The organism is Streptomyces cyaneochromogenes, assembly GCF_003963535.1.
Classification (GTDB): domain Bacteria; phylum Actinomycetota; class Actinomycetes; order Streptomycetales; family Streptomycetaceae; genus Streptomyces; species Streptomyces shaanxiensis.
This window is the reverse complement of record NZ_CP034539.1, coordinates 5,624,764-5,641,509: the sequence shown is the minus strand read 5'-3', so window position 1 is coordinate 5,641,509 and position 16,746 is coordinate 5,624,764. Positions and strand designations below refer to the sequence as shown.

Sequence of the window (16,746 nt, the reverse complement as noted above, 5' to 3'; positions counted from 1 at the left end):
CCGTACGCGGTACGTCGGAAGCAGGGGATGTCATGAGTCGTCCGGAACCGGCCCACGCGCACGACGCCGCACGCCACCATCCCCCACACCTCTCCCCCACCCGTGTCCTCGACCTCGACCCGCTGCTGGACGACCCGAAGACCCGCATCGTGGTGTGCTGCGGCTCGGGCGGCGTCGGCAAGACCACCACCGCGGCGGCCCTCGGGCTGCGGGCCGCCGAGCGGGGGCGGAAAGTGGTCGTGCTCACCATCGACCCGGCCCGCCGACTCGCCCAGTCCATGGGCATCGACTCCCTCGACAACACCCCGCGCAGGGTGAAGGGCGTCGAGGGCGACGGCGAGCTGCACGCGATGATGCTCGACATGAAGCGCACCTTCGACGAGATCGTCGAGGCGCACGCGGACCCCGAGCGGGCCGCCGCGATCCTGGGCAACCCCTTCTACCAGTCGCTCTCGGCGGGCTTCGCGGGCACGCAGGAGTACATGGCGATGGAGAAGCTGGGCCAGCTGAGGGCCAAGGACGAGTGGGACCTCATCGTCGTCGACACGCCCCCGTCCCGTTCGGCGCTGGACTTCCTGGACGCGCCCAAGCGGCTCGGCTCGTTCCTGGACGGCAAGCTGATCCGCGTGCTGCTGGCCCCGGCGAAGGTCGGCGGACGCGCGGGGATGAAGTTCCTGAACGTCGGCATGTCGATGATGACGGGCGCGCTGGGCAAGCTGCTCGGCGGGCAGTTGCTGAAGGACGTGCAGACGTTCGTCGCCGCGATGGACTCGATGTTCGGCGGGTTCCGCACGCGCGCGGACGCGACGTACAAGCTGCTCCAGGCGCCCGGGACGGCGTTCCTGGTGGTGGCGGCGCCGGAGCGGGACGCGCTGCGGGAGGCCGCGTACTTCGTGGAGCGGCTGGCCGCCGAGGACATGCCGTTCGCCGGTCTGGTGCTCAACCGGGTCCACGGCAGCGGCGCCGACCGGCTGTCGGCCGAGCGGGCGCTCGCCGCCGCGGAAAATCTTGAAGAGCCCCGCATTGTGGATCAGGAGGGCGGGAAAGCTGGACTTCGTAACTCCCCCGACACGTACGACAGTTCAGACTCTCCCGCTTCCCAAGCTCCGGCTCCTGACGAAGGCTCCCCCGCCGCCACGGACACGGAGCGACCCGCGACCACGGACGAACCTCGGTCCGTCGCCCCTCATGTGGAGCGGTCCGTCGACCAGCTCACCGCGGGCCTGCTGAGGCTGCACTCCGAGCGTATGCAGCTGCTCTCCCGCGAGCAGCGCACGCGTGATCGCTTCACCGCGCTCCACCCCGAGGTGGCGGTGGCCGAAGTGGCCGCGCTGCCCGGCGATGTGCATGACCTCGCGGGGCTGCGGGACATCGGAAACCGGCTCGCGGCCCATCGGCCGGAGCTGCCTGATCCCGCGGTGGACGCCTGAGGGAGTTCCGTGGGGCCCGCGTGAAGGGGCCCTTGGATCCGCCTGGGTGGAGACCCTTTGGTCCCCTCAGCTCACCGCCGCGTAGTTCTCGTACACCTCGTCGTCGAGCGGCAGGATGCCCGCCCCTCGCTCGTACTCCGTACGCGCGGTCTCCAGGAGCCGGCGCCAAGAAGTCACGGTGGGCCGCCTGCGCAGCAGTGCGCGGCGCTCCCGTTCCGTCATTCCTCCCCACACGCCGAACTCGACGCGATTGTCGAGCGCGTCGGCCAGGCACTCCGTGCGCACCGGGCATCCGGTGCACACCGCCTTGGCCCTGTTCTGCGCTGCTCCCTGAACGAACAGTTCATCCGGATCGGTAGTGCGGCAGGCCGCCTGCGCACTCCAGTCGACTACCCAGCCCATACCGGCGCCGTCCTCTCCCGAATCGAGGCTCCCCCACGGCGGCAGCGGCATATTCACCGCCGCCAGTTGAGGACGTTACGGAAGGTGGGCACAGCGCAACACCCCCTTCGGGCCCAATCTTGAATGGCCCGAACGGACTATGCGTAAGCGGCAGATCACCCGGGGGAGTGAGCTGGCGACATGCGTGACCTTCCCGGCAAACCGGGACAGTTCCGTTGAGTCACAACGGACGCCGGATGACACACAAGGCGGATTCGGACACGCGCCCAACAAAAAAGTTGGGGAACCTCCGGAACGATTCGGGGTCGCCGGACGTATTGATACGTGGCCGCACTGCTGTGACAGTTGAGAGCAGCTTAGGCCAAGGCCTGTGCGCCTGTCCGGGAAATGAGAAGGCAGCGGCTGACTTTGCCGTGCCATGGCATACGTCACCTCGCCGGACCGTGCTCACGCACCGGTCGGCCCTCGGTTCGCTCATGTCTACGGTTTAGGCTTCGCACATGCCAAAGAAGCGCTCGGGCGGAGGTCTGTCGCCAACGCAGCAGGCCGCCAAGTTCCTCGGTGTCAGTGTGCTCGCGGGAGCCGTGCTGGCGGGTATCGCCCTGCCGGCCGTCGGCGCGCTGGGACTCGCGGCCAAGGGTTCGGTCGAGAGTTTCGACGAACTCCCGGCCAACCTCAAGACCCCGCCGCTGAGCCAGCGCACCACGATCCTGGACGCCAAGGGCGGTCAGATCGCCACGGTCTACTCGCGTGACCGCACGGTCGTCGACCTCAAGGACATCTCGCCGTACATGCAGAAGGCGATCGTCGCGATCGAGGACGCCCGCTTCTACCAGCACGGCGCGGTCGACCTGAAGGGCGTCCTGCGTGCCCTCAACCGCAACGCCCAGAGCGGCGGCGTCAGCGAGGGCGCGTCCACGCTCACGCAGCAGTACGTCAAGAACGTCTTCGTCGAGGAGGCCGGTGACGACCCGACGAAGGTCGCGCAGGCCACCCAGCAGACCATCGGCCGCAAGATCAAGGAGCTGAAGTACGCGATCCAGGTGGAGGAGGAGCTCGGCAAGAAGAAGATCCTCGAGAACTACCTGAACATCACGTTCTTCGGCCAGCAGGCGTACGGCGTCGAGGCCGCCGCCGAGCGTTACTTCTCCAAGTCCGCCAAGAACCTCAAGGTCCAGGAAGCGGCCCTGCTCGCCGGCATCGTCCAGTCGCCCAGCCGGTACGACCCGATCAACGACGAGGCCGAGGCCACCAAGCGGCGCAACATCGTCCTGCAGCGCATGGCCGACGTCGGCGACATCTCCCGGGCGGAGGCCGACAAGGCCAAGGACACTCCGCTGGGCCTGAAGGTCAGCAAGCCCAAGAACGGCTGCATCACCGCGGTCAAGGGCGCCAGTTTCTTCTGCAAGTACGTCGAGAAGATCATCCTCAGCGACCCGGTCTTCGGCAAGGACCGCGAGGCCCGCGCCAAGATCTGGAACCAGGGCGGACTGACCATCACGACGACCCTCGACCCGCAGGCCCAGGACTCGGTCCAGGACTCGCTCAAGGAGCACGTCTACCAGAAGGACAAGGTCGAGGCCGCGACCACCCTGGTCGAGCCCGGCACCGGCAAGATCCTCGGCATGGGCCAGTCGAAGCCGTACGGCTCCGGCAAGAACGAGACCGAGCTCAACTACTCGGTCGACGCGGCCTACGGCGGCTCCAACTTCGGCTTCCCGACCGGTTCGACGTTCAAGCCGTTCGTGGCGGCGGCCGCGCTGGAGGAGGGGCGGCCCGCGACGCAGGAGTATGCCGCTCCGTACCAGATGCCGTATCCGCAGACCGTGCGGGGCTGCGAGAAGCCCTGGGTCAACGACGACAATTACAAGCTGGAGAACGAGAACGAGTCCGAGGTCGGTCCCTACCGGCTCGAGGACGCCATGGCCAAGTCGGTCAACACCTACTTCGTGCAGATGATCGAGGACATCGGCATGTGCCCGGTCGTCAACATGACCGACAAGCTGCATGTGCGCCAGGGCAACGGCAAGAGCATCCCCGAGGTGCCGTCGTCGATGACGCTCGGCTCGACCGGTATCTCGCCGCTCACCATGGCGAGCGCGTACGCAGGCTTCGCGGCCCGCGGCATGTACTGCACGCCGATCGCCATCGAGGCGATCACGCAGAAGGCGGGCGGGCAGCGGAAGTCCCTGGAGGTGCCGAAGTCGACGTGCTCGCGGGCGATGTCCGAGAAGACGGCGGACACCATCAACACCCTGCTGCGCGGTGTGGTCGACTCCGGTACGGGTAGGCAGGCCGGTCTCGGCGATCGCGAGAGCGCCGGTAAGACGGGTACGACGGACGAACGCCGCAACGCCTGGTTCGTCGGCTACACGCCGAACCTCTCGGGTGCCGTCTGGGTCGGCAGTGCCACCCAGGAGGTCAAGATGCGCAAGATCACCATCGGCGGCCGGTACCACCCGCTGGTCTTCGGTGGTGAGGTCCCCGGACCGATCTGGAAGGACGCCATGACCGGCGCCCTCGCGAACCGGCCCGTCGAGAACTTCAACCTCGTCGACATCCCGAAGGCCAAGGACCGCGACCGGGACGAGGACGACGAGGGCGACGAGAACGGGAACCAGAACGGCGGCAACGACGGGGACAACGGTGACAACCTCATCGGCGGCCTGGTCGGGGGCGGCAACACCGGCGGCACGGACGGCGGCACGTCCCCGAGCCCGACCTTCTCGATCCCGGAGGGCTGGTGGCAAGGCACGTCCAACGGGAACGGCAACGGGGGCCGGGGCTGAGGCCGCCTGATCCCATGCGGTGATTCGTTTGACGACTGAGGGGCCCGGCAGAAGCCGGGCCCCTCAGTCGTGCAGCGGGACCTGATCGGGCGACGGGCTTCGCGGGCCCGCCTGCACCGGCGGTCTCAGCCGGCGGTTTCAGCCGAGGTTCTCAGCCGACGTTCTCAGCCGACGTTCTCAGCCGGCGAGCAGCTTCTTCACCGCGGCCGCGACCCGGCCGCCCTCCGCCTGACCGGCCACCTTGGGGTTCACGATCTTCATGACCGCGCCCATGGCACGCGGGCCCTCGGCACCGGCCGCCTTGGCCTCCTCGACGGCCTGGGCGACGATCTGGTTCAGCTCGTCGTCGCTGAGCTGCTTCGGCAGGTACGCGGCGAGCACCTCGCCCTCCGCCTTCTCCCGCTCGGCCTGCTCCGGACGACCACCCTGCGCGAAGGCGTCGGCCGCCTCACGGCGCTTCTTCGCCTCGCGGGTGATCACCTTCTGCACCTCGTCGTCGGAGAGCTCGCGCTTCTCCTTGCCCGCGACCTCCTCCTTGGTGATCGCGGCGAGCGTCAGCCGGAGCGTCGAGGAGCGGAGCTCGTCGCGCTCCTTGATCGCGGCGTTGAGGTCTTCCTGCAGCTTCGACTTGAGCGTGGTCATGGGGTCGATTGTCGCAGGTGTGGGGAGCGGAACGCCCGTTGATTTCAAGGGGCCTGCGCGGGGGGCGCCGTACCGGAAGCGGTCGGGCACGGGTGAGGACGGTCGGGGACGGCCGAGGACGGTAGGGGACGGCCGGAGGCAGCCGGAGATTGCCGGGGACAGCTGAGGGCGGCAGAGGGGCGGCCGAGGGCACCTCAGAGCGGCCGGGCGAAGCCGAGAGCGGCCGGGCGCGGGGCGCTTTCGCGGTCTGACACGATGGGTCGTATGCACGCGCGATACCGAGTACCCCTGGGCATCACGGCGGTTGGGGCCGCCGGTCTGCTGTATTCGGCGGGTTTCGAGGCCCGTTCCTTCCGTCTGCGACGGGTGACGATCCCCGTCCTGCCCGCCGGCATGCGCCCGCTGCGGGTGCTCCAGGTCTCCGACATCCACATGGTGAGCGGCCAGCGCAAGAAGCAGCGCTGGCTGCGGTCGCTGGCGGGCCTGCGCCCCGACTTCGTGATCAACACCGGCGACAACCTCTCCGACACGGAGGGCGTGCCGGAGGTACTGGACTCGTTGGGCCCGCTGATGGAGTTCCCGGGCGCGTACGTCTTCGGCTCGAACGACTACTACGGCCCGAAGCTGCGCAACCCCGCCCTCTACCTGCTGGAGAAGGTCCAGGGCCGGCACGGCCTGAACGGCAACGCCCCCGCCGTGGGCGTGATCCACAACCCCTGGGAGGACCTGCGCGCCGGCTTCGACGCCGCGGGCTGGCTCAACCTCACGAACACGCGGGGGACGCTGAAGATCGAGGGCGTGTCGGTGGAGCTCACCGGCCTGGACGACCCACACATCAAGAGGGACCGCTACGCGCAGGTGGCCGGCGGTCCGTCGGGCGCCGCCGACTTCTCGATGGGCGTGGTCCACGCGCCGTACCTGCGCGTCCTGGACGCGTACACGGCCGACGACTACCCCCTGATCCTGGCCGGCCACACCCACGGCGGCCAGCTCCGCGTCCCCTTCTACGGCGCCCTGGTCACCAACTGCGACCTGGACACGGACCGCGCGAAGGGCCTGTCCACGCACACGGCGGAGGGCCGTACGTCCTACCTCCACGTCTCGGCGGGCTGCGGCACGAACCGCTACACACCGTTCCGGTTCGCTTGCCCGCCGGAGGCTACGTTGCTGACGTTGGTGGGGCGGGAGTAGCGGGGGCGGGGGCGCGGGGCCGGGCCAGGGGTGGCTGGGCTGAGGGTTGGCTGGGCCGAGGGCCGGGTTGGCTGATTGGTGCAGGGCCGGGTTGGCCGGTCGGTGCAGGGCGGGGGCCGGTGCAGGACCGGGGCCTAGGCAGGCCTGGGAGCGCGGGCCGGGGGTAAACCGGCCGGAGCGGGCGGCGGGGCAGGGACAGGGCTGCCGGAGCGGGAGCCGGGAACAGACCGGTCGCAGCAGCGGCCGGGAAACCCAGCCGGGGGCAGCCGCCCGGAGTAATAGGCGGAGCCGGAGCAGGCAACAGAGCGGCCGGAACAGAAAGGCCGGCCGGGTAACCCGCACGGATTACCCAAAATCGCCCGATTCGCCCACCCTGCTTAGCGTGAGGGCATGACCGCCCCGATACCCAGGGACATACCGGATCTCCCCCCGATACCGGGCATCCCCGTGCTCATGCCTTCCCATGTGCCCGCCACGGCGGTGATGACCCCCGCCTGCCGGCCCCTGGCCGCCGCGTACCGCCTGTTGGTCGCACTGACCGCAGCCGCGGCGGTGGCCGTCGAGATGACCCTCGGCAGCCCCCTGCACTCCCTGAGCCACTTCGCGATCCAGAGCAACATCCTGCTGGCCCTGGTCTTCGTCCTCGCGGCCCGCCGCGCCTGGACCGCCCGCCGCCCCCTGCCGTCGGCCCTGACAGGCGCCACCCTCCTGTACGCCGTGGTCACGGGCCTCGTCTACCACCTGCTGCTGGCGAGCGGGGCGAGCGCCTACGCACTCCCCGGCGTCCTCACCGGCACGGCCACCGCCCCGACGGGCTGGCACGCGATCACCAACCAGGTCCTGCATACGGCGACGCCGATCGCGGCCGTACTGGACTGGCTGCTCCTGACGGCCCCCGGCCAACTACGCCTACGCCGGGCGGCGACCTGGATGCTCTACCCCCTCACGTACCTGGCGTTCGCCCTCGTCCGAGGCGAGCTCCTGGCCCCCGGCGCCCCGGGCCGCTACCTCTACCCCTTCCTCGACGTGGACCGGCACGGCTACAAGAGCGTCCTCGGCAACGCCCTCCTCCTCGGCCTCGCCATCTACGCCCTGGCCATCGCCCTGGTGGCCCTCGACCACGCCCGCCCCAACCCGATCCGCCGCCGCGTCCATCACCGCACCAAAACCGGATTTCGTCTCCAGCCACCAGTGGGCTAAAGTAAACGTCGTCGCCGCGACAAGCAGTGACATCGGGGTGTAGCGCAGCTTGGCAGCGCGCTTCGTTCGGGACGAAGAGGTCGTGGGTTCAAATCCCGCCACCCCGACAGTGAAGTACCAGGTCAGGGGCCTGATCCGCATCGCGGGTCGGGCCCCTGACGCGTCTGCGTGACTAACTGAGTGACTGCGATTCCGGAGATGTCCATACGGGCCCCATGCCCGGCATCCCCACCCCCTTCAGTGCCGCAGCGGGCGTCAGGCCCGGCCTTCTTCGCTCTGCTGAACGCTGGACAGTCCGTCCGGGCTCGCAGTAGCTGACCCACCCGAGATCATCACCTGTACGAGAGCACTGAGAACTTCAGCGCGCTGCTCCGAGTTGAGGCTCGCGTCAGCGATGATCCGCTCGGCCGCGAGGTACCTGGAGAACTCAAGCATCTGATCGAAGTACGCCCGCTTCCTGTGACCGTACGAAAGTCCGGCTCACATATCCGGCGAGAGCTGCAGAAACCGCACCGAGCCCGCCAGCGATGGTGCGCGCCTGGTACGAGCCGCTGTGGCGGTCCGGCGTGGCGGTGGACTTCGTACGCCCGGACGCGGACCTCTCGGGCCACCGGGCGGTGCCGGCCCCCTCGCCGTACTTGGTGGACGACGAGGGCGCGCGGAATCTGATGTCCTTCGCGTCGGCCGGCGGCACCCTGGCCGTCGGCTTCCACAGCGGTGCCGTCGACGATAACTGCCATGTCCGGCTGGGCGGTTACCCCGGGCGTTCCGCGAGGTGCTCGGTGTGCGCACCGGCGAGCTCTTCCCGCTGCTGCCCGGCGAGTCGGTCGCCCTCAGCGGCGGCGGCACGGGAACGCTGTGGTCGGAGCGGGTCCACCTGACCGGTGCCGAGCCGATCGAGTCGTACACGAGCGGCCCGCGGACGGGCGTCGCGGCGGTGACCCGCAACTCGCTCGGCGAGGGCGCCGCCTGGTACGTCGCGGCACGGCCCGACGCGGCGACCCTGGCCGCGCTGCTGGACCGCATCCGCGCGGAGGCCGGGGTGAAGCCGGTGCGCGAGACGGCACCGGGCGTGGAGGCGGCCCTGCGCCGCGGCCCGGACGCCGACTACCTCTTCCTGATCAACCACACCGACCGCCCCGCCGAGGTCACGGTCGCCCCGGACCTTACGGAACTGCTGACGGGCAAGCCGACGCCGAGTTCGGTCAGTGTCACGGCGGGAGAGACGGCGGTGGTGCGCGAGCCGCGCTGAGACGACGGCACGCCCCTTCCCCACGAACATCCTTTCGTACCGGGACGGATGTGACAGGGTGGCTTGAAAGCACCGGGGAGCGCTGGGGATTTTTCGAGGGGTGGGCGGTATGCCGGAGCTGGCCAAGGGCGGGAACATCGCGGTGGGCGACGGGGCAGTGTTCGCAGAACTGCACGCCGTGGGCGCCGCGCTCGACCTCAGCGCCCTGCTGGTGGGGGCGGACGGCAAGGTCAGGTCCGACGACGACCTGGTCTTCTACAACCAGTCGTCCGCCGAGTCCGGTGCGGTATGGCACGTCGCCGCCGACGAGGAGGGCGCTGAGCGCATCGAGATGGACCCGGCCCGGCTCCCGGCGGACGTGGACCGGGTCGTCCTGGTCGCCAGCTGCGACCCCGACGACCCCGGCCGCACCTTCCACGAGGTCAAGGACGTCCTGATCCGTGCCTCCCAACTGGGCGCCGAACCGGTCCACTTCAGGCCACCTGCCCTCACCGACGGCGAGCGCGCCGTCCTGCTGATGGAGCTCTACCGCAGGGGCGAGGGCTGGAAGCTGCGCGCGATCGGCCAGGGGTACGCGAACGGTCTGGCGGGCCTGGCGACGGACTTCGGCATAGAGGTGGCGGCGGAGGAGCCCACCGAGGAGCTCGCAGAAAAAGTGCCGGTGCCGATGGCGGCGGCCCCGCCCTCGCCCCCGATGAGCCTGCGCAAGCCCCCGCTCGGCAAGATCAGCCTCGAAAAGGGCAGCCAGGTCTCGATGAGCCTGGACAAGGCGGACCGCGAGCTGGTGGTCACGGCGACCCTGGAGTGGGACGGCGGTAGCGAGCAGCGCCGCCGGAAGGGCGCCGACCTGGACCTCTACGCCCTGTTCGTGCCGGCCTCGAAGGCGATCCGCGGCGAGCAGCCGCCCGGCACCCTCGTCTCCGGGAAGAAGCGCTCGGCCCTCGCGCCCGACACGGACACGGCGAAGAAGGGCAAGGGCGCCGACGTCGTGTACTACAAACGCCTAGGCTCCCGGAAGAACCGCCCGTTCATCCACCTCGACGGCGACGCCCGGGTCCCCGGCCGGGAGACCCTCCGTATCGTCCGCCCCGACCAGCAGGGCTACGTCCTGCTCTGCGCGTACTCCGCGGTCAGCAACGGCTTCGGCTCCTTCCGCAGCTTCGGCGCGAAGGTCGTAGTCACCGACGACCGCGGTTCGACCGTCACGGTCCCGCTCTACGAGAACACCAAGACTCGCTACTGGGTGGCCATCGCCCTCGTCGACTTCACCCACCCCGACGGAGCGGCGATCCACCAGGTCGAGGCCTACAGCGGCCGTATGACGGAACGCCGCCCGGTCCTCCACGCCGACGGCACGATCGAGATGAACGCGGGCCCGGTGGAGTTCAAGCGGCGCTGAGCGGGGCAGGGCGGTAGTTCGGGGTGGGCAGTTGTCCGGGGGTGCGGCCTCCTCCACCCTCGACCGGGTGGTGCGCGCCATGGTGGGGAGACTCCGCCGCAGGCACTCGACGAGCGGCGGCTGGTGGACGCAGTCGGCGCGAAGGACTTCCCGCCCAGAAAACCTCTCCGCTCCGTACAACCTTTCGACTCCTCCCAAGGTCTCCACTCAGCCCGCTTCGCACCTCCTGGCGAAAGGAACCCATGTCGCGCCACAAGCGCTCCCGGCGCCCCCTCGTCCTCGGCGCCACCGCCAGTGCGGCCGCGCTGGCCGTCGGTCTGCTCGTCGTGCTGCCCGGTGGCGCGAGTGCCGCGCCTTCGGGGCTCGCCGACGACTTCAACGGGGACGGCTACCGTGATCTGGCGACCGTCGCCCCGGACGCCGTCGTCAGCGGCGCGGCCAAGGCGGGTGCCGTGGCCGTCAACTACGGGTCGTCCAGCGGCATCAGCGGCTCGCGGCACAAGACCGTCACCCAGAACTCCTCCGGTGTGCCGGGTGCCGCGGAGGCGTCCGACAACTTCGGCGCGGAGCTGGCGTCCGGCGACCTCAACGGCGACGGCTACGGCGACCTCGTCGTGGGCACGCCCTTCGAGGACGTGGGCGGTGACGCCGACGGTGGCGCGGTGACCGTGCTGTGGGGAAGTTCCTCCGGCCTCTCCGGCGGCACCGCGATCAGCGACCCGAACGCCTCCGGCCACGACCTCTTCGGCCAGTCCCTCGCGGTCGGCGACTTCACCGGCGACGGCAAGACCGATCTCGCGGTCGGCTCCACCGGCACGGACGTGTGGATCTTCAAGGGCGGCTTCAGCAAGTCCTCGGGCGCGGCCGGCAAGCTGCGTTTCGACGCCCAGATCAAGTCCGGGACGTACCCCAACGGCGCCCACCAGCTGGCCGCGGGCGACTTCGACAACGACGGGGTGTCCGACCTGGTCGTGCTGTCCGCCCAGGGCAACCTCGTGTACCGGGGCTCTGCCTCCGGCCCCACGCTGCTGCAGACCGAGGTGGCCGACGGCACGGCCGCCACCGTGGCCGACTTCGACCGCGACGGTCACGACGACCTCGTCGTCGGCAACGAAACCCCCGACATCCTCGATCCGTCCCCCGCCGGCAGCTACGTCACCGTGCACTACGGCGCCGCGCAGGGCATCGACACCGCACGTGACCGCCAGTTCCACCAGGACACCGAGGGCGTGCCGGGGGCCGACGAGTCGAACGACAGCTTCGGCGATTCGGTGGCCGCCGGCGACATCACCGGTGACGGCTACCCGGATCTTGCCGTCGGCGTCGTCTTCGAGTCCATCGGCTCGGCCTCGCACACCGGCAACGTCGTGGTGCTGCGTGGCGGTGCCTCCGGTCTGACCGCGTCCGGCGCTCAGACCATCAGCCAGGACAGCCCCGGCGTCCCGGGCGCCAACGAGTCGTCGGACTGCTTCGGCGGCGCCGTCCACATCGCCGACTTCAACAAGGACCGGCGAGCCGACCTGGCCATCGGTGCGGGCGGCGAGAACACGTCCGACGGCGCCGTGTGGGTGCTGCGCGGCTCGTCCACGGGTGTCAGCGCCACCGGCGCGGTGAGCTTCGGCCCCAAGTCCGTGGGAATCTCCCTCTCCGGCTCCCCGAGGTTCGGCACCACCCTGCTGGGCTCCTGACCTCAGCCACCCGCGCCCCGGCAGTCAGTCGCACATTCGCAACGCGTCGGGCCCGGTCTCCGGAGACGGAGGCCGGGCCCGATGCGTTTCGGCTGCGTTGGGGGCGCCCGTCCTACGGCTGTGCGTTATGGGCACCTGCCCTACGGCGGCGTTGCAGGCGCCTGCCCCACCGTTCACGTGTCCGCGTCGTCCGACACCGGTCCCTCCCCTCGTGGGGACCGGTGCCGGACGGCGGAGTCGTGTCGATCCGCAGAGTGACCGGCCGTGTGCGTCGAGTGGCGGGTCGGTGAGGATCGAGTGGGTGAGAGCCGAGTGGGTGTCGATCGAGGCCGAGTGGAAAGTGACCGAGAACGTGCGGCGCCATGCGTTCTCTCTCCGGCCTCTGGGCTGGTGGCCTGTCCGGGCGACGCGCGAGAGCTGCGCACTTGCGTCGTGATCCTGCCATTCGAGCGTGCCAAGGAGGAGGTTCCGGTCTCCGGAGGACGTCTTAACCGCAGGTCAGCCGTATAAAGTGAGTTTTCCGGTCCGGATGACCAGGCACGGCGGAAGTGAGGCGTGGAGGCTTTGAGTTTCGACTCCGGGGCACGCACGGCCTTCGCGGAACGGCTCGCGCTGCTGTACAAGGAGGCCGGCAACCCGCCGCTCAAGAGCGTGGCCGAGGCGGTCGTCCGGCTGCAGCGGGTGGACGAGCGAGGGCGTCCCGTGCGGGTGTCCGCTCAGCGGATCAGCGACTGGCGGCGGGCCAAGAACGTGCCCGCGCAGTTCGCCGCCCTGGTGGCCGTACTCCATGTCCTGATTCCCCAGGCGCGGCGCGCCCGCCCCACCCCCGTGTCCGCCGGACTGTACGACCTGGGCCAGTGGCAGCGGCTGTGGGAGCGGGCGACCTCCGGGGAAGAGGAGGAGCAGGCTCCGGTCGAGGCCCCTGCCGTGTCCGCCGCGGTGTGTCCGTATCGGGGACTGGCCTCGTACCGGCAGCAGGACGCCGACTGGTTCTTCGGCCGGGAGCGGAGTACGGACGCGCTGGTGGCCCAGTTGCGCACCGTCGAGCAGTCCGGCGGCGGTCTGGTCATGCTCGTCGGTGCCTCGGGGGCCGGGAAGTCCTCCCTGTTGAACGCCGGTCTGGTGCCCGCCCTCCGCAACGGCGCCCTGAGCGGTGAGGGCGGCCCGGTGAGCACCGTCGTGCAGCTCGTGCCGGGCAATGATCCGCTCGCCGAACTGATCCGCCGTATACCGGAACTCGCGGACGTCGTCGGCTCCTCGGCAGCGCGCGACCGCCGGGCCGACCGCCAGGGGGAAGAGCCCTCCTCCTCCGCAAGCGCCTCCGCCCCGAGCTCTTCCTCCGCAAGCGCCTCCGCCCCGAGCTCCTCCTCCGCACACTCCTCAGCGACGCACCCCTTAGCCGCAGAGCCCTCCGCCGCACCCCCCTCGGCGGACCCGGGCGGACCCGGCCGCCCGGACAGCGCCGAGGACGGCGGCGGAACCGAGCTCTCCGCCGACTTCGTGCAGGCCACCCGCGCCGCCGTGCGCACCTGGGCCAAGCGCGAGGCCTCCTCGGCGGCTCCTGCCGTTCTCATCGTCGACCAGTTCGAGGAGACCTTCACCCTCTGCCCCGACGAGGCGGACCGCCGTACCTTCGTCCAGGTCCTCCACGCCGCCTGTACGCCCGCCGAAGCGGACGACTCCGCCCCCGTGCTCGTCGTCCTCGGCATCCGCGCCGACTTCTACGAGCAGTGCCTGGCCCACCCCGAGGTGGCCGACGCGCTGCAGCACCGGCACATGGTGCTCGGACCGCTCACGACCTCGGAGTTGCGGGAGGCCGTGACCGGGCCCGCCAAGGCCGTGGGGCTGGAGCTGGAGCCGGGGCTGGCGGAGCTGATCGTGCGGGAGGTGAGTGCGGACGGGCCGCGCGGGACGCATGACGCGGGGGTGCTGCCGCTGCTCTCGCACGCGCTGCTCGCCACCTGGCAGCGGCGCAAGGCGGGGCGGCTGACGCTCGCCGGGTACCGGGCGGCCGGCGGGATCCAGGGTGCCGTGGCCGCCACCGCCGAGCGTGCCTGGTCGGGGCTCGATCCGGCCGCGCGTACCGCCGCACGGCTGCTGCTGCTCCGGCTGGTCCGGCTCGGCGAGGACACCCAGGCCACCCGGCGGCGCGGGACCCGGCGGCAGCTGGCGGCCGAGTCGACGGATCCGGGCAAGACCGAGGAGTCGCTGGAGGCGCTGGTCCAGGCCCGGCTGGTGACGCTGGACGCGGAGACCGTGGAGATCACGCACGAGGCGCTGCTCCATGCCTGGCCGCGGCTGCGGGACTGGATCGACGACGACCGGCAGGGCAATCTGCTGCGCCAGCGGCTGGAGGAGGACGGCCGGGCCTGGGAGGAGTCCGACAGGGATTCCTCCCTGTTGTACCGGGGCTCCCGGCTGGGGCAGGCCTACAGCTGGGCCCGGTCCGCCGGGGACACGTTCCTGACCCGCAGCGCGGTGGAGTTCCTGGCCGCCTCGGTCCGGCTGCGCCGGCGCACGGTGTGGATCATGCGGGGCGCGGTCGCGGCGCTGGTCGCGCTGGCGATGCTGGCCGTCGGCTCGGCGGTGGTCGCCTGGCAGCAGCGGGACGACGCCGTGTTCGCCCAGGTGCTCGCCGAGGCCGACCGCTTCCAGTACACGGACCCGTCGCTGTCCGCCCAGCTCGATCTGGTCGCACACCGGCTGCGGCCGGACGACGAGGACACGAGCAGCCGGCTGATCTCGATCGTGAACGCCCCACTGGCCACACCGCTGCGCGGCCACACCGGCGCCGTCTACCTCACCACCTTCAGCCCGAACGGACGGCTCCTCGCCACGGCCAGCTACGACCGGACCGTACGCCTGTGGGACGTCTCCGACAGGACCCGGCCCGAGCCGCTGGGCAAGCCCCTGACCGGGCACGAGAGCTGGGTGAGCAGCGCGGTCTTCAGCCCGGACGGCCGCACCCTGGCCAGCGCCGCGGACGACGGCACGGTCCGGCTGTGGGACGTACGCGACCCGAGCCGGCCGCGTCCGCTCGGTGCGCCCCTGACGGGGCACGAGGGCACGATCTACCTGGTCGCCTTCAGCCCGGACGGCCGTACGCTCGCCTCCGTCAGCGAGGACCGCACCGTACGGCTGTGGAATGTGGCCGACCCGGCTCGGCCCGCGGCGCTCGCCACGCTGACCGGTGCCGAGGCCGCCGTGCGGTCCGTGGCGTTCAGCCCGGACGGCCGTACGCTCGCGGCCGGGGGCGACGACGACCGGATCCGGCTGTGGGACGTGGCCGGACCGGGCCGCCCGAAGGCGCTTTCCACGCTGAGCGGGCACACCGACCTGGTGCACTCCGTCGCGTTCAGCGCGGACGGCCGCACCCTGGCCAGCGGCGGCGCGGACGACACCATCCGGCTCTGGGACGTCTCCGACCCGCGCCACGGCACCCAGCTCGGCGCACCGCTCACCGGGCACACCGGCCCCATCTGGTCGGTGGCCTTCAACCCGGCCGGCACCATGCTCGCCGCCGCCAGCGCGGACAGCACCGCGAGCCTGTGGAACGTGACCGACCCGGCGTATCCCTCCCAGGTCGGCGAGCCGCTCGCGGGCGCCAGCGGGGAGATGTACGCGCTCGGGTTCAGCCCCGACGGCCGTACGCTCGCCACCGGCAGCGGCGACAGCAAGGTTCGCCTGTGGTCGATCCCGACGGCGGACATGATCGGCCGCGGCGGGGCGTTCCGGCCGGACGGGCGGGTGCTCGCCACCGCCGCGCGCGACGGCAGCGTCCGGCTGTGGAACGTGGCCCGGCCCGCCCGGCCCGTGCTGCTGAACAAGCCCTTCATGCCCGGCGACGGCGGCCAGCGCTCCCTGGTGTTCTCCCCCGACGGCCGCACCCTCGCGGTGCTGACCGGCAGCCGGGCGGTGCATCTGTGGGACGTCGGCGACCCGGCCCGGCCCCTCTCCCTGGGGTCGCCCCTGACGCTGCGCACCCGCTTCATGGGCCCCGACGCGCTGGCGTTCAGCCCGGACGGGCGCACCCTGGCCACCGCCTACGACGACCGCACCATCCGGCTGTGGAACGTCGGCGACCCCGGCCATGTCGTGCCGCTCGGCACGCCGGTCACCGGACACACCGGCTACATCAACTCCCTGGCCTTCAGCCCGGACGGCCGCACGCTGGCCAGCGGCAGCGCGGACAGCACGATCCGCCTGTGGAAGGTGACCGACCCCCGCCGGCCGACCCTGTTCGGCGCGCCGCTGACCGGGCACACCGGGCCGGTCAACGCGCTCGAGTACAGCCCGGACGGCCATACGCTGGCCAGCGGCAGCGACGACGACACCGTGCGGCTGTGGGACGTCACCGACCCGGGCGAGGCGGCCTCGCTGGGCTCGCCCCTCACCGGCCACACCGAGGCGGTCGTGTCCCTGACGTTCAGCAAGGGCGGACGCTATCTGGCCAGCGGCGGCAACGACAACACGGTCCGGCTGTGGAACGTCTCCGTGCCTTCCGACGCCTCCGCCATCGGCCAGGCGATGAGCCCGAACGCCAAGACGGGCAACTTCCTGTCGTTCAGCCCGACGAGCCACATGCTCGGCGTCTCCAGCGGCACCGACACGGTACGGCTGTGGAACCTGGACGTGGACCAGGCGATCCACCGCGTCTGCTCGACCACGCGGGGCGTGCTGACGCGGGACAAGTGGGACGAGTACCTGCCTCGGCTGTCGTACGAGCCGCCGTGCACGAAGTAGGTCCGTGCGC

General features: G+C 70.9%; 9 protein-coding genes, 1 tRNA gene and 1 pseudogene. 9 read left to right on the top strand and 2 right to left on the bottom strand.

Going from position 1 to position 16,746, the window contains the following annotated elements; genetic code table 11:
* Window positions 1-32 precede the first annotated feature (32 nt).
* Window positions 33-1,430 carry an ArsA family ATPase gene (locus EJ357_RS25645; protein ID WP_126393941.1) on the top strand — a complete coding sequence of 466 codons (1,398 nt, stop codon included), beginning with the start codon at window positions 33-35 and terminating at the stop codon, window positions 1,428-1,430.
* Window positions 1,431-1,496: 66 nt separating this feature from the next.
* Here the strand turns inward: EJ357_RS25645 and wblA are convergent, their stop codons facing one another.
* Complete coding sequence (gene wblA / locus EJ357_RS25640) at window positions 1,497-1,832, bottom strand: transcriptional regulator WblA (RefSeq protein ID WP_175647529.1); 336 nt, start codon at window positions 1,830-1,832, stop codon at window positions 1,497-1,499.
* A gap of 500 nt (window positions 1,833-2,332) precedes the next feature.
* Here wblA and EJ357_RS25630 point away from each other — a divergent pair, with 500 nt between their 5' ends.
* On the top strand, window positions 2,333-4,621 hold the full coding sequence (locus EJ357_RS25630; RefSeq protein WP_126393940.1) for a transglycosylase domain-containing protein: 2,289 nt from the start codon (window positions 2,333-2,335) through the stop codon (window positions 4,619-4,621).
* A 177-nt stretch (window positions 4,622-4,798) separates the two neighbouring features.
* Here the strand turns inward: EJ357_RS25630 and EJ357_RS25625 are convergent, their stop codons facing one another.
* Window positions 4,799-5,263: a GatB/YqeY domain-containing protein gene (locus EJ357_RS25625; protein WP_126393939.1), complete on the bottom strand. Its 465-nt coding sequence runs from the start codon at window positions 5,261-5,263 to the stop codon at window positions 4,799-4,801.
* A 264-nt stretch (window positions 5,264-5,527) separates the two neighbouring features.
* On the opposite strand from EJ357_RS25625, the gene EJ357_RS25620 reads away from it, so the two are divergent.
* The 7 genes and pseudogenes from EJ357_RS25620 (at window position 5,528) to EJ357_RS25585 (ending at window position 16,736) form a co-directional block, all read left to right on the top strand.
* Window positions 5,528-6,454: a metallophosphoesterase gene (locus EJ357_RS25620; RefSeq protein WP_126393938.1), complete on the top strand. Its 927-nt coding sequence runs from the start codon at window positions 5,528-5,530 to the stop codon at window positions 6,452-6,454.
* A 390-nt stretch (window positions 6,455-6,844) separates the two neighbouring features.
* Window positions 6,845-7,654, top strand: a complete 810-nt coding sequence (locus EJ357_RS25615) for a Pr6Pr family membrane protein (RefSeq protein WP_126393937.1) — start codon at window positions 6,845-6,847, stop codon at window positions 7,652-7,654.
* Between the two features lie 33 nt (window positions 7,655-7,687).
* Window positions 7,688-7,761, top strand: a tRNA-Pro gene (locus tag EJ357_RS25610).
* Between the two features lie 393 nt (window positions 7,762-8,154).
* Window positions 8,155-8,906: pseudogene (locus tag EJ357_RS25600) on the top strand (beta-galactosidase); the annotation flags it as partial.
* Window positions 8,907-9,015: 109 nt separating this feature from the next.
* Window positions 9,016-10,305 carry a TerD family protein gene (locus EJ357_RS25595; protein WP_126393936.1) on the top strand — a complete coding sequence of 430 codons (1,290 nt, stop codon included), beginning with the start codon at window positions 9,016-9,018 and terminating at the stop codon, window positions 10,303-10,305.
* 242 nt (window positions 10,306-10,547) lie between these two features.
* Complete coding sequence (locus EJ357_RS25590; protein WP_126393935.1) at window positions 10,548-11,993, top strand: FG-GAP-like repeat-containing protein; 1,446 nt, start codon at window positions 10,548-10,550, stop codon at window positions 11,991-11,993.
* A gap of 564 nt (window positions 11,994-12,557) precedes the next feature.
* Window positions 12,558-16,736, top strand: coding sequence for a WD40 repeat domain-containing protein (locus tag EJ357_RS25585; RefSeq protein ID WP_126400017.1), 4,179 nt, complete (start codon window positions 12,558-12,560; stop codon window positions 16,734-16,736).
* Window positions 16,737-16,746: the final 10 nt, after the last annotated feature.